Here is a 12,316-nt window from a genome sequence, read left to right as displayed (position 1 = left end):
CCGTGGTGATCCGACGCGTACTCGCACCCCGCATCGACTTCGGCGCGCTGCGCCGCGAGCTGGGACTGCCCGAGGGGTTCCCGGCCGCGGCGCAGCGCGAGGCCGACGCCGCGGCGACCACGCCGCCCCGGCCCGCCGCCGACCGCACCGACGTCCCGTTCGTCACCGTCGACCCCGCCGAGTCGCGCGACCTCGACCAGGCGATGCACCTCGCCCGCCGCCCCGGCGGCGGCTACCGGGTGACGTACGCGATCGCCGACGTCGCCTCCCACGTGCGCCCCGGCGGCGCGCTGGAGGAGGAGACCTGGCGGCGCGGGCAGACCGTCTACCTGCCCGACGGCACCGTGCCGTTGCACCCCGCGACCCTCAGCGAGGGCGCGGCGAGCCTCCTGCCGGACGTCGACCGGGCCGCCGTCGTGTGGACCGTCGACCTGGACTCCGACGGCGGCACCGTCGGGGTCGCGCTGGAACGCGCGCTGGTCCGCAGCCGGGCCAAGCTGGACTACATCGGTGTCCAGGCGGCGGCCGACGCGGGCCGGCTGCCCGACCCGATCGCCCTGCTGCCCGAGATCGGGGCGCTGCTCACCACCCGCGGCCTGCGCCGGGGAGCGATCAACCTGCCGCTGCCCGAGCAGGACGTGGAGGCCGACGGCGACGGCTGGCGGCTGGTGCTGCGCGGGCCGGTGCCGATGGAGGAGCACAACGCCCAGATCTCGCTGCTGACCGGGATGGCCGCCGCCGACATCATGCTGGCCGGGGGGATCGGTCTGCTGCGTACGATGCCGGCGCCGAAGCCCGAGGCGGTGGCGCGGCTGCGGGCCGCCGCCGCCCCGCTGGGCGTGCACTGGCCGGACGGGGCCGGCCCCGGCGAGGTGATCGCCGGCCTGGACCCGTCGCAGCCCCGGGCCGCCGCCTTCGTCGACCAGGCCGCCGAGTTGATGCGCGGCGCCGCGTACACGGCCTTCGACGGCGCGCCGCCCGAGCAGCGGGAGCACGGCGGGGTCGCGGCCGCGTACGCCCATGTCACCGCGCCGCTGCGACGACTGGCCGACCGCTACGCCACGGAGGTCTGCCTGGCCCTGCACGAGGGCCGGGCGGTGCCCGACTGGGCCCGCGCGGCGCTGCCCCGGCTGCCGGAGGCGATGGCCACGACCGACCGGACGGCCTCGGCGGCCACCCGGGGCGCGATCGAGCTGGCCGAGGCGGTGGTGCTCCAGCACCGGGTGGGGGAGACCTTCGACGCGGCGGTGCTGGACGTCGACGCGCCCGCGGACGGCAAGGCCCGACCGGGCCGGCGACCCGGCGGCACGGTGGCGTTGGACGACCCGCCGGTGCGCGCCCGCTGCCTCGGCGAGCTGCCGCTCGGCGAGCGGGTCCGGGTCCGGCTCGTCACCGCCGACCCGGTCGCCCGCGCGGTGGCCTTCGAGCGGGCCTGACACCGCCGGCGCTGCGCGGTGCCTTCGAGCGGGCCTGATGCCGCCGGGGCTCGCGCGTCGAGCGGGCCTGACGCCGCCGGTGCCCGCCGCTGGCAGCGGGGATTGTCACAGCGCCCGCCGCTGCTGCCGGCGCCGCCGGTTTGCGAGGATGGCGGCATGGCTTACGACGCGAGCACGCTGCCCGACGTGTCCGGGCTGACCGTCGGCATCATCGGCGGCACCGGCGACCAGGGGCGGGGCCTCGCCTACCGGTTCGCCCGCGCCGGCCAGTCCGTGCTGATCGGATCCCGCTCCGCCGAGCGGGCCGCGCAGTCCGCCGAGGAGATCGCGGCCCTGCCCGGCGTGCCCGCCGGGGCCCGGGTGGCCGGCGCCGGCAACGAGGAGGTGGCCCGGCGCAGCGACGTGGTCGTCATCGCGGTGCCGTGGGACGGGCACGCCGCCACCGTCGCCGCGCTCGCCGAGCCGCTCGCCGGCAAGATCGTCGTCGACTGCGTCAACCCGCTGGGCTTCGACAAGCAGGGCCCCTACGCGCTCACGGTCGCCGAGGGCAGTGCCGTGCAGCAGGCCGCCGCGTTGCTGCCCGACTCCCGGGTCTGCGCCGCGTTCAACCACGTCAGCGCGCCGCTGCTGGCCGACCCGGAGGTCGACCGGATCGACCTCGACGTGCTGATCTGCACCGAGGACCGGGAGCTGGTCGGCGTGGTCGCCGCGCTCGCCGCGCGGATCCCCGGCATGCGTGGCATCTACGCCGGCCGGCTGCGCAACGCCCACCAGATCGAGGCGTTCACCGCCAACCTGATCGCCATCAACAAGCGCTACAAGGCGCACGCCGGCATCCGCGTCACCGACCTCTGACGGCGGGCCGCCTCCGCCGCTTCAGATCCTGGTAGGAACAGGCCCAGGGAGGGACCGTTTCCTACCAAGATCTGTTCGCGGGTCCGAGCGGGAGGCGGCCCTCCGGCGTCAGAAGGTGTGCTCGGCGGCGGGGAAGTCGCCGCCGCGGACCTCGTCGGCGAACCGTCGGGTCGCGTCGGCCAGGGCACCCGCCAGGTCGGCGTAGCGCTTCACGAAGCGCGGCGCCTTGCCGGTACGCAGGCCGGCCATGTCCTGCCAGACCAGCACCTGGCCGTCGGTGTCCGCGCCGGCGCCGATGCCCACGGTCGGGATCGGCAGCTCCGCCGTGATCCGCTTGGCCACCTGCCCCGGCACCATCTCCAGCACCACGGCGAACGCGCCCGCCTCGGCCACGGCCCGCGCGTCGGCGATCACGTCGTCGGCCGTGTCGCCGCGCCCCTGCACCCGGTAGCCGCCGATGGCGTGCTCGCTCTGCGGGGTGAAGCCGATGTGCGCCATCACCGGGATGCCCGCGCCGGTGATCGCGGCGATCTGCGCCGCGCAGCGCCGGCCGCCCTCCAGCTTCACCGCGTGGCAGCCGCCCTCCTTCATGAACCGCACGGCCGTGCGCAGCGCCTGCGTCGGGCCCTCCTCGTAGGAGCCGAACGGCAGGTCGCCGACGACCAGCGCGTGCCGGGTCGCCCGGACCACCGCGCGGACCAGCGGGAGCAACTCCTCGGCGGTCACCGGCACCGTCGTCTCGTAGCCGAAGACGTTGTTCGCCGCCGAGTCGCCGACCAGCAGCACCGGGATCCCGGCCTGGTCGAAGATCGAGGCCGTGTACTGGTCGTACGAGGTGAGCATCGGCCACCGCTCGCCGCGCTCCTTGGCGGCGACCAGGTCGCGGGTGCGGACCCGCCGGGTGGCCGGGCCGCCGTAGAGGGCGGTCACCTCGGACGGGGTGGACTCCACCATGACTCTCTCCTTCCTCGAGGCCGCGTGCGCGGTCCCCGGGTTCCGCCGCGATCGTCGCACCCGACGACCTGCCGGCGGCAGAGCGCAGTGGAGGATGTCACTCCCGGGCCGACACCGGCCCGGGAGCGACCCGGCTCAGCCGTCCTCGCGCCACCGGTTCGTGATCGGCAGCCGCCGGTCCCGCCCGAAGGCCTTCATCGAGATCTTCGTGCCCGGCGCGGACTGGCGGCGCTTGTACTCGGCGGTATCCACCATCCGCAGCACCCGGTCGACGACGGCCGGGTCGTGGCCGGACGCCACCAGCCCGTCCCGGCCCAGGTCACCGTCGACGTAGCCGATCAGGATCGGGTCCAGCACGTCGTAGTCGGGCAGCGTGTCGCTGTCCAGCTGCCCCGGGCTCAGCTCGGCGCTCGGCGGCTTGCCGATCGAGTTCTCCGGGATGGGCGGGGTCTCGCCCCGGCGGGCGGCGTCGGCGTTGCGCCACTTCGCCAGCCGCCAGACCAGCGTCTTCCAGACGTCCTTGACCGGGTTGAAGCCGCCGACCGAGTCGCCGTAGAGGGTGGAGTAGCCGACCGCCAGCTCGCTCTTGTTGCCGGTGGTCAGCACCAGGTGCCCCTCCTGGTTCGACAGCGCCATCAGGATCACCCCGCGTACCCGCGCCTGGAGGTTCTCCACGGAGACCCCGGAGAGCGACATGTTCGCCAGGAAGGTGTCCACCATCGGCTGGATCGGCTCGACCCGGTAGTCCAGCCCGGTCCGCTTCGCCAGGTCGGCCGCGTCCTCCCGGCTGTGCTCGGAGGAGTGCTGGCTGGGCAGCGACACGCCGACCACCCGGTCCGGCCCGAGCGCGTCGACGGCCAGCGCGGCCACCACCGCCGAGTCGATGCCGCCGGAGAGGCCCAGCACCACCGAGGGGAACCGGTTCTTGTTCACGTAGTCGCGCAGGCCCAGCACGAGCGCCTGCCACACCTCGGCCTCGTCGGCGACCGGGGCGATCGTCCCGCCCGTGGCGGCGGGCCCGGCGGGCGCCGGCGGCAGGTCCCCGGCCCCGGCGCGGACCACCCGCATCCCGTCCGCCAGCACCTGCTCCGGGCCGGCCGCCTCCCCGGCCGGGGGCAGCTCCACGTCGTGCACCAGCAGGTGCTCGACGAACTGCGGGGCCCGGGCGAGCAGCGCGCCGTCGGCGCCCACGATCATCGAGTCGCCCTCGAAGACCAGCTCGTCCTGCCCGCCCACCATGTTGACGTACGCGATCGTCGCCCCGGCCTCGGCGGCCCGGCGGCGGACCAGCGGCAGCCGGACGTCGTCCTTGTTCAGCTCGTACGGCGAGCCGTTGATGTTCAGGACCAGACCGACCCCCGCCTGGCGGGCGGCGGCGAACGGGCCGCCGGCCTGCCAGAGGTCCTCGCAGATGGTCAGCGCCACGTCCACCCCGCCGACGCGGACGACGGTCAGCGCGTCGCCGGGGAGGAAGTAGCGGTCCTCGTCGAAGACGCCGTAGTTGGGCAGGTGGTGCTTGAAGTAGGTGGCGACGATCCCGCCGTGGTGCAGCAGGGCCGCCGCGTTGCGCGCGCCGCGCCCGGGCTCGGCGTCGCCGCTGACCTGCGGGGGGCCGTCGGCGTCCAGGTAGCCGACCAGCACCGCCACCGAGCCCAGCCCCTCGGCGTCGAGGTCGGCGGCGAGGCGTTCCAGCGCGGCCTTCGACGCGGCGACGAAGGACCGGCGGAAGACCAGGTCCTCGACCGGATAGCCGGTCAGCATCATCTCCGGGAACGCGACGATCTGGGCGCCGCTGTCGGCGGCGCGGCGGGTCCAGTCACGGACCAGGCCGGAGTTGCCGGCGAGGTCGCCGACGGTCGGGTTGACCTGGCACAGGGCGAGACGCAGGGTGGGCATGTGCTCATCTTGCCCCAGCCGTTCGGGCCCGACACGGCGGGCGGGGCGAGATGCGGGAGCCACGGGACAGGGCGGGACGCCCGCCGGCCGGTCGCGTAACGTCGGCGTAACGAGGCCGGTGGAGACTGGTCGGTCAGGCCGGGTGAACCCGGTCGCAGGTGCGCAAGGTGTCGCGAGGGGTGGAAGTGGACCGTCAGCAGGAGTTCGTCCTCCGTACGCTGGAAGAGCGGGACATCCGGTTCGTCCGGCTGTGGTTCACCGACGTGCTGGGCACGCTCAAGAGCGTGTCGGTGGCCCCCGCCGAGCTGGAGGCGGCCTTCGAGGAGGGCATCGGGTTCGACGGCTCGGCGATCGAGGGCTTCGCCCGGGTCTTCGAGTCCGACATGGTGGCCATGCCCGACCCGACCACCTTCCAGGTCTTCCCGTTCGAGGGTGGGGTCAGCGGCGAGAGCGCCCGGATGTTCTGCGACATCCTGCTCCCCGACGGCGGTCCGTCCTGGGCCGACCCGCGGCACGTGCTGCGCCGGGCGCTGTCCAAGGCCGCCGAGAAGGGCTTCACCTTCTACACCCACCCCGAGATCGAGTTCTTCCTGCTGGAGAACGGCCCGCTGGACGGCTCGGTGCCGATCCCGGTCGACACCGGTGGCTACTTCGAGCACACCACCCACGCCGTGGCGCGCGACTTCCGCCGGCAGGCCGTGCTGGCGCTGGAGCGGATCGGCATCTCGGTGGAGTTCAGCCACCACGAGGTGGCCCCCGGCCAGCAGGAGATCGACCTGCGCTACGCCGACGCGCTCACCACGGCCGACAACATCATGACCTTCCGGCACGTGGTCAAGGAGGTGGCGCTCTCCACCGGCGTGCAGGCCACCTTCATGCCGAAGCCGTTCACCGACCAGCCGGGCAGCGGCATGCACACCCACCTGTCGCTGTTCGAGGGGGAGCGCAACGCGTTCCACGACGCCGGCGACCCGATGAAGCTGTCCAAGGTGGCCCGGGCGTTCATCGCCGGGCTGCTGGTGCACGCCCGGGAGTACACGGCCGTCACCAACCAGTGGGTCAACTCCTACAAGCGGCTGTTCCCGCAGGCGCTGCCCGACCGGGTCACCGAGAGCCCCGCGTACGTCTGCTGGGGCCACCTGAACCGGTCCGCGCTGGTCCGGGTCCCCGCCTACGGCAAGCCGAACTCGGCCCGGGTCGAGGTCCGCTCGCCGGACTCGGCGGCCAATCCCTACCTGGCCTTCGCGGTGCTGCTCGGTGCCGGGATGAAGGGCATCGAGGAGGGCTACGAGCTGCCGCCGGGCGCCGAGGACGACGTGTGGTCGCTGACCAGCGCCGAGCGGCGGGCGATGGGCTACGAGCCGCTGCCGGAGAACCTGTCCGAGGCGATCGACGTGATGGCCGGCTCCGAGCTGGTCGCCGAGGTGCTCGGCGAGCACGTCTTCGACTTCTTCCTGCGCAACAAGCGGGCCGAGTGGGAGCAGTACCGCCGCGAGGTCACCCCCTACGAGCGGCAGCGCTACCTGTCGCTGTAGGGCGAGGGCTGCCGTGCTGGCGCGGTGCCGCTATCGTCTCGGTCACCGCGCCGGCATCCCCGTCAGGCGCAGAGTTCGGGAGGCAGTCGGTGCTGGAAGACCTGCTCAGCGGAGCCTGGCAGAGCGTGGTGTTCGGGGTCGTCGGGGTGGGCCTGATGGCGGCCGGGTTCGGGCTGGTCGACCTGCTCACTCCGGGCAGGTTGCGGGAGCTGATCTGGGTGCGGCGCAACGGCAACGCCGCGCTGCTGCTCGCCGCCAACCAGCTCGGCATCGCCGGGATCGTGTTCACCGCGATCCTGACCAGCTACAGCGACTTCGGCAAGGGACTCGCCTCGACTCTCGTCTTCGGCCTGGTCGGGCTGGGCATCATGGCGCTGGCGTTCTTCGTGCTGGACCTGCTCACCCCGGGCAAGCTCGGCGAGATCATCTGCTCGGACGAGCCGCACCCGGCGGCGCGGGTCAGCGCCGCCACGCACTTCGGCGCCGCGCTGATCGTCTGCGCCTGCATCGCCTGACCTTCTCCGTCACACCCCCGTCGTAGGTTGCGGGGGTGAACCGGACGGACCGTCTCTACGCCCTGGTCGAGGAGCTGCGCGCCGTGTCGCCACGGCCGCGCAGCGCCCGCTGGCTCGCCGACCGCTTCGAGGTGAGCACCCGCACCATCGAGCGGGACATCGGCGCCCTCCAGGAATCGGGCGTGCCGATCTGGGCCGAGCTGGGCCGCACCGGCGGCTACGCGCTCGACCGGGCGCGCACCCTGCCGCCGGTCAACCTCACCCCCGTCGAGGCGGTCGCCATGGCGGTGGCGTTGCACCGGATGCGCGGCACGCCGTTCGCCGCCGCGGCCGGCACCGCCCTGCGCAAGCTGATCTCCGTGATGCCCGCCGCCGACGCCACCGAGGCGCACCGGCTCGCCGCGCGGGTGCACCTGATCGGCGACGGGCCGGTGACGCCCGTCCCGGCCGCCGTCGCCGACGCGGTGCGCGCGCGACGCGTGCTGCGCATCCGGTACGCCGACCGCGCGGGCGCCGGCTCGCTGCGTGACGTGGAGCCGCTGGGCTACCTCGGCAACCCCCGGCACTGGTACCTCCTGGGCTGGTGCCGGCTGCGTGACGGCATCCGCGCCTTCCGCACGGACCGGATCACCGCGGTCACCACCCTGGCGGAGCGGGTGCCGGAGCGCGAACTGGCCGCCGACGACCTCGACATCCCCCGGCACCGGATCCGCCGGCTCAGCCTGGTCTGAGACGGGGCAGCGCGGGCGGTCCCGCGCCCGGCATGCTGTCCCTCCTGGACGCTTCCACAGGAGGTCGCCGCGTGCCCGACACGCTCAGCTACGCCGACGCCGTCCGCCTGCTCGGCGGGGAGAAGAGCAGGGTCGTCGACTGGTTCGACAAGCTGACCGGGGGTGCCCTGCTGGCCGCGTCGGTGCCCGTGCCGGCGCTGCTGGGGATCTTCGACGCGAAGGTGGAGTTCGTCCGGCTCGGCCACGAGCTGGTGCGCGGCGTGGTCGAGAAGCGCTCCGGGCTGTCGAGGTACGGCCGTACGCGGCGGCTGGAGGCGGCGCACGCGGTGATCGCGGTGACCGCGTTCTTCGAGGCGCTGAACGAGATCGACCTGCCCTTCGACGTGGCGAGCGCCCGGATCAGCAAGGCAGAGCAGTTGGCGTTGGCCGGCGCGGGAGCGGTGCACGAGGCGCCCCTCACCGACGCGTTCTTCGTCACCACCGCGCCGCTGCCCGGTCCGCAGCTGCCCTATCCGGCGTTCCGGCACGCCCTGGTCGCCCACTACGACGGGCTCGTCGGCCGGGTGCTGCACTTCCTGCGCGCCCTGGCCGTATGGGAGGCCGCCGACGGGTGGCGGCGACAGGCGACGGAGGAAGGGCTGCTCCGGCTGCCCGTGACCGCCGCCGACCGGCACCGGGACCTGTTGACCCAGCTCGCGGCCGACTTTCCCGAGGTGTCCTTCTGGATCGGCCTGCACGAGCACGAGGCGACCCGGGCACAGGTCCGTGCCCTCTCGGCGGGGCTGGGCGAGATGCGGCAGGCCCTCCTCGCCCTCTCCACGGGACGCTCGCCCGACGACCGCCGGGCGGCGCTCGCCGCGGCGTACACGGCCGAGCTGGGCCGCCCCATCATCTCGTCCGGGGACGTGCCGACCGGGCTGACGGTGCCGACCCTCGGTGAGGCGTACGTGCCGCCGCTGTGCCGGATCGAGGAACTGTTCGCCCACACGCGGGCGAGCGACGAGGCGTGGTGGGACGGGCGGCCGCTGCGCGACGACCTGTGGCAGTCCCTCGTCGTGCACCTCACCTCGCCGAACGCCGTCCGCGCCCCGCTGCTGGTGCTCGGCCAGCCGGGCTCCGGCAAGTCCGTGCTGACCCGGGTCCTCGCCGCGCAGCTGCCCGCCGCCGACTTCATGGTGGTGCGGGTGGTGCTGCGGGACGTCTACGCCGCCGGGGAGCTGCAGGACCAGATCGAGCAGGCGGTCCGCAACGACACCGGGGAACGGGTGGACTGGCCCGCCCTGTCCAGGTCGGCCGGCGACGCGCTGCCGGTCGTGCTGCTCGACGGCTTCGACGAGCTGCTCCAGGCCACCGGGGTCAGTCAGACCGACTACCTGCGCCGGGTGGCCGCGTTCCAGCGCCGCGAGGCCGACCAGGGCCGGCCGGTGGCGGTGCTGGTCACCAGCCGCACCAGCGTCGCCGACCGGGCGCAGCCGCCGCCCGGCACGGTGGCGGTGCGGCTGGAGCCGTTCGACGACGACCAGGTGCGGGCGTGGATCGCCACCTGGAACCGGGTCAACGCCGCCGCGTTCCGGGCGCTCGGGGTGCAACCCCTGGCGCCGGCGACGGTGCTGACCCATCGCGAGCTGGCCGAGCAGCCGCTGTTGCTGCTGATGCTGGCGCTCTACGACGCCGAGGGCAACGACCTGCGGTCGGCCGGCGAGCTGCGCCGGGGCGAGCTCTACGAGCGCCTGCTGCGCAGCTTCGCCCGGCGGGAGGTCGTGAAGCACCGGCCGGGCCTGTCCGAGCGGGACCTGGACCGGGCGGCGGAGGACGAGCTGCGCAGGTTGTCGATCGTGGCCTTCGGCATGTTCAACCGGGGCGTCCAGTGGGTCACCGAGAACGACTTCGAGTCGGATCTCGCCGCGCTGCCGTTCCTGGGCAGCCGCCCGGCGGTCGTCGCGACCGACGGGCACCTCCGCGCCCCGCTCCGACCCGCCGAGATCGTCCTCGGTCGCTTCTTCTTCGTGCACCGCTCACAGGCGACGCGCGACGACACCCAGGCCGGGACGTACGAGTTCCTGCACGCCACCTTCGGCGAGTTCCTGATCGCCCGGACGACCTCGCTGGTGCTGGGCGACCTGGCGGCCCGGGAGGCGAGCGCCCTGCTGGGAGCCACGCCGACGGACGACGACCCGCTGCACGCCCTGCTCTCCTTCGCGACACTGACCGGCCGCGCCCCGATCGTCACCTTCCTCACCGAGATCCTGACGTCGTGGGGCGGGAGCCGGCGGGACGCCGTCGTCGACCTGCTGCTGCGCCTGTTCCGGGCGGCACCCGGCCGGCGACCGGCTCGACACTTCGAGTCGTACCAGCCCCGGCAGATGTCGGTTCCGGCACGCCACGCGGTCTACGGCGTGAACCTGCTCGTGCTGGCGCTCGCCGCGAGCGGGCAACTGCGGGGCACCGAGCTCCATCCGGACGGCGGCGACGTGGCGTCCGAGTGGCACCGGCAGGCGCTCTTCTGGCGTTCCCAGCTCAGCTCGGGGGAGTACGAGAGCCTGTTGGGCGTCGTGCGGGTCGAGCGGACGTGGACGGGAGCCCGACGGGATCTCCTCCTCTCCCTCGAGGAGGGCCGGGACGAGTCGCTGCCGCCGGCGGGCGACCCCCGCTGGTGGGCCAGCGAATCGAGCGATGACAGACCTTCGGAGGACGCGGCGGGTTACTACCGGGCGCCCGGGGCCGACTTCGCCCTGCTCGCCCGGGCCGCGCACTTCGAGTGCGACCCGAACCTCGACACGGCGCTGCACGCGCTGGGACCACTGGGTCATCCGCTCGACGCGCTCGACGGCTTCTGGACGTTCGCGGACGGCGACAGCTCGGACGCCCGGCTCCTGCTCGACGTGTCGCTTCTGCCGATCCTCGGCACGGGGGCGCCGGAGCGGGAGCGGGCCTACCGACGCCTGCTGGCCGTGGAGGATCCCGACGACCCGCACGGGTTGCCGATTCCGGGGTTCGTGCTGGACCGGATCTCGACCGACCACGGCTTGTCCGCCGAATTCGTCGTCGACGTGCTGCGCCACGTCCAACGGGACCGGATGGTCGTCGGCTCGCTCCTGACGTCGGCGGCCCGCTGCGTCCTCGCCTTCCTCGGCCGCGACCGGCAGACCGACCGCGGTCTCGGTGAGCTCGTCAACGACCTGCTCGACGGCGCGCAGGGATTCGCCACCGCCGGCGCTCGTCGGCTCGACTGGGTGGACATCGACACCGCGGAGTTGCTGGTCCGCACGTACGAGGCGGGCGTACTGCGGTATCCGGTGTCCCCGGCCGAAGCGGAGAGCTTCCGCGCCCGGCACGGGTCCCGTCGCCCCGATCTGGTGGCCCGGCTCCGTCCGCTCACCGGTCCGGGCGAGTAGCGGTCGGTCCGGCCGGAAACACCGACAGGACGCTGTCGCGGGCGGGGTCGAGGCTGACTCCTGACGACGCCGGCCGCGCGGCCGGCGTGCGAACGGGAGGCGACACATGTCCACCATCACCAACGGGGTCACCTGGTTCGAGGTCGGCACCGACCGGCCGGAGGAGACCGGGCGCTTCTACACCGACCTGTTCGGCTGGGCGTTCAGCGAGCAGGGGACGCCGGAGACGTCGTACCGGGTGGCGGAGCCGGGGCCGGAGGGCTCGATCCAGGGGGCGATCCGGGACACCGGCGGGACGAGCCCGAACTACGCGATCTTCTACGTGCAGGTCGCCGACGTGGCCGACACGGTGCGGCGGGCGGAGGCGGCCGGCGGCAAGGTGCTGGTGCCGGCGAGGTCCAACGACAACGGTCTCACCTTCGCCCACCTGGTCGACCCGGCCGGCAACCACTTCGGCGTCTTCACCCCGCCGGCTGCCTGAGCCGTGCCGTCCGCCCCGGCCGGGTTGCCGGGGCGGACGGCGTACGGTCACCTGCCGGCCGGTCCGCCCCGGCCGCCCGGGCCGGGCAGGACGCCGGCCTCGGCGGCGGCCGTGACGGCATCGGCCTGCTCCTGGGTGAGCTTGCCGTCCTCGACGGCCTGCGCCAGGCGCTCCTTCATCGCGGCCTGCCGGTCGGCGGCGTCGCCCTTGTCGCCCCGCGCGGGCCGGTCCGCCGGCTTGTGCTCCTCGCGCAGCTTCTCCAGCGCGGCAGTCACCTTGTCGGCGTCGACCCCCAGCTCCTGGGCCAGCTTCTCGGCGAACTCCGCCTGTCGGTCGGCCCGCTGCTGCTGGCGGTCGCCGTCCTCGGCGGCGCTGGTGCTGGCGCCCGGCGTCGGGGTGTCGCCGTCCGCGGCGAACGCGACCGCCGGGGCCGCGAGGCCCACGCCGAGCACGCCGGCCGCGGCCAGCCCGGCCAGCAGGTGCTTCTTCCTCGTGGTGCGGGACATGTCGTCCTCCAG

Annotated in this window: 10 protein-coding genes; 7 read left to right on the top strand and 3 right to left on the bottom strand. The window is 74.2% G+C overall.

All coding sequences use genetic code 11. From position 1 onward, the window contains the following. Positions 1-2 precede the first annotated feature (2 nt). Positions 3-1,436, top strand: coding sequence for an RNB domain-containing ribonuclease (locus tag AB0G08_RS24475; RefSeq protein WP_358091823.1), 1,434 nt, complete (start codon positions 3-5; stop codon positions 1,434-1,436). A 156-nt stretch (positions 1,437-1,592) separates the two neighbouring features. After that, positions 1,593-2,291 (top strand): NADPH-dependent F420 reductase, encoded by a 699-nt coding sequence (gene npdG, locus AB0G08_RS24470; protein WP_357875802.1) that lies wholly within the window; start codon positions 1,593-1,595, stop codon positions 2,289-2,291. A 108-nt stretch (positions 2,292-2,399) separates the two neighbouring features. Here npdG and panB read toward each other — a convergent pair whose 3' ends face one another. Next, the gene (gene panB, locus AB0G08_RS24465; protein WP_358091821.1) at positions 2,400-3,245 is read right to left on the bottom strand and encodes a 3-methyl-2-oxobutanoate hydroxymethyltransferase; all 846 of its coding nucleotides are present in this window, start codon (positions 3,243-3,245) and stop codon (positions 2,400-2,402) included. 135 nt (positions 3,246-3,380) lie between these two features. Beyond that, on the bottom strand, positions 3,381-5,141 hold the full coding sequence (locus AB0G08_RS24460; RefSeq protein WP_358091819.1) for an NAD+ synthase: 1,761 nt from the start codon (positions 5,139-5,141) through the stop codon (positions 3,381-3,383). Between the two features lie 185 nt (positions 5,142-5,326). Between AB0G08_RS24460 and glnA the strand changes: the two genes are divergently transcribed. From glnA to AB0G08_RS24435, 5 genes are all read left to right on the top strand, one after another. Beyond that, positions 5,327-6,676: a type I glutamate--ammonia ligase gene (gene glnA / locus AB0G08_RS24455; RefSeq protein ID WP_121400411.1), complete on the top strand. Its 1,350-nt coding sequence runs from the start codon at positions 5,327-5,329 to the stop codon at positions 6,674-6,676. An 89-nt stretch (positions 6,677-6,765) separates the two neighbouring features. Further along, positions 6,766-7,191 carry a DUF350 domain-containing protein gene (locus tag AB0G08_RS24450; protein WP_358091817.1) on the top strand — a complete coding sequence of 142 codons (426 nt, stop codon included), beginning with the start codon at positions 6,766-6,768 and terminating at the stop codon, positions 7,189-7,191. Between the two features lie 35 nt (positions 7,192-7,226). After that, on the top strand, positions 7,227-7,922 hold the full coding sequence (locus tag AB0G08_RS24445; RefSeq protein ID WP_358091815.1) for a WYL domain-containing protein: 696 nt from the start codon (positions 7,227-7,229) through the stop codon (positions 7,920-7,922). 71 nt (positions 7,923-7,993) lie between these two features. Then, the gene (locus AB0G08_RS24440; protein WP_358091813.1) at positions 7,994-11,317 is read left to right on the top strand and encodes an AAA family ATPase; all 3,324 of its coding nucleotides are present in this window, start codon (positions 7,994-7,996) and stop codon (positions 11,315-11,317) included. A gap of 106 nt (positions 11,318-11,423) precedes the next feature. After that, positions 11,424-11,798, top strand: a complete 375-nt coding sequence (locus tag AB0G08_RS24435) for a VOC family protein (protein ID WP_358091811.1) — start codon at positions 11,424-11,426, stop codon at positions 11,796-11,798. A gap of 47 nt (positions 11,799-11,845) precedes the next feature. Here AB0G08_RS24435 and AB0G08_RS24430 read toward each other — a convergent pair whose 3' ends face one another. Continuing rightward, the gene (locus tag AB0G08_RS24430) at positions 11,846-12,304 is read right to left on the bottom strand and encodes a hypothetical protein (RefSeq protein WP_358091809.1); all 459 of its coding nucleotides are present in this window, start codon (positions 12,302-12,304) and stop codon (positions 11,846-11,848) included. Between the last annotated feature and the right edge of the window lie 12 nt (positions 12,305-12,316).

This window comes from Micromonospora sp. NPDC023644 (assembly GCF_040640115.1).
GTDB lineage: Bacteria > Actinomycetota > Actinomycetes > Mycobacteriales > Micromonosporaceae > Micromonospora.
This window is presented reverse-complemented; position numbering and strand designations above follow the sequence as displayed.

Bases quoted from the DNA above. Each gene is read 5' to 3' on its own strand.
- npdG (WP_357875802.1), top strand. From the start codon at position 1,593: ATGGCTTACGACGCGAGCACGCTGCCCGACGTGTCCGGGCTGACCGTC.
- panB (WP_358091821.1), bottom strand. From the start codon at position 3,245: ATGGTGGAGTCCACCCCGTCCGAGGTGACCGCCCTCTACGGCGGCCCG.
- AB0G08_RS24460 (WP_358091819.1), bottom strand. From the start codon at position 5,141: ATGCCCACCCTGCGTCTCGCCCTGTGCCAGGTCAACCCGACCGTCGGC.
- AB0G08_RS24435 (WP_358091811.1), top strand. From the start codon at position 11,424: ATGTCCACCATCACCAACGGGGTCACCTGGTTCGAGGTCGGCACCGAC.
- AB0G08_RS24430 (WP_358091809.1), bottom strand. From the start codon at position 12,304: ATGTCCCGCACCACGAGGAAGAAGCACCTGCTGGCCGGGCTGGCCGCG.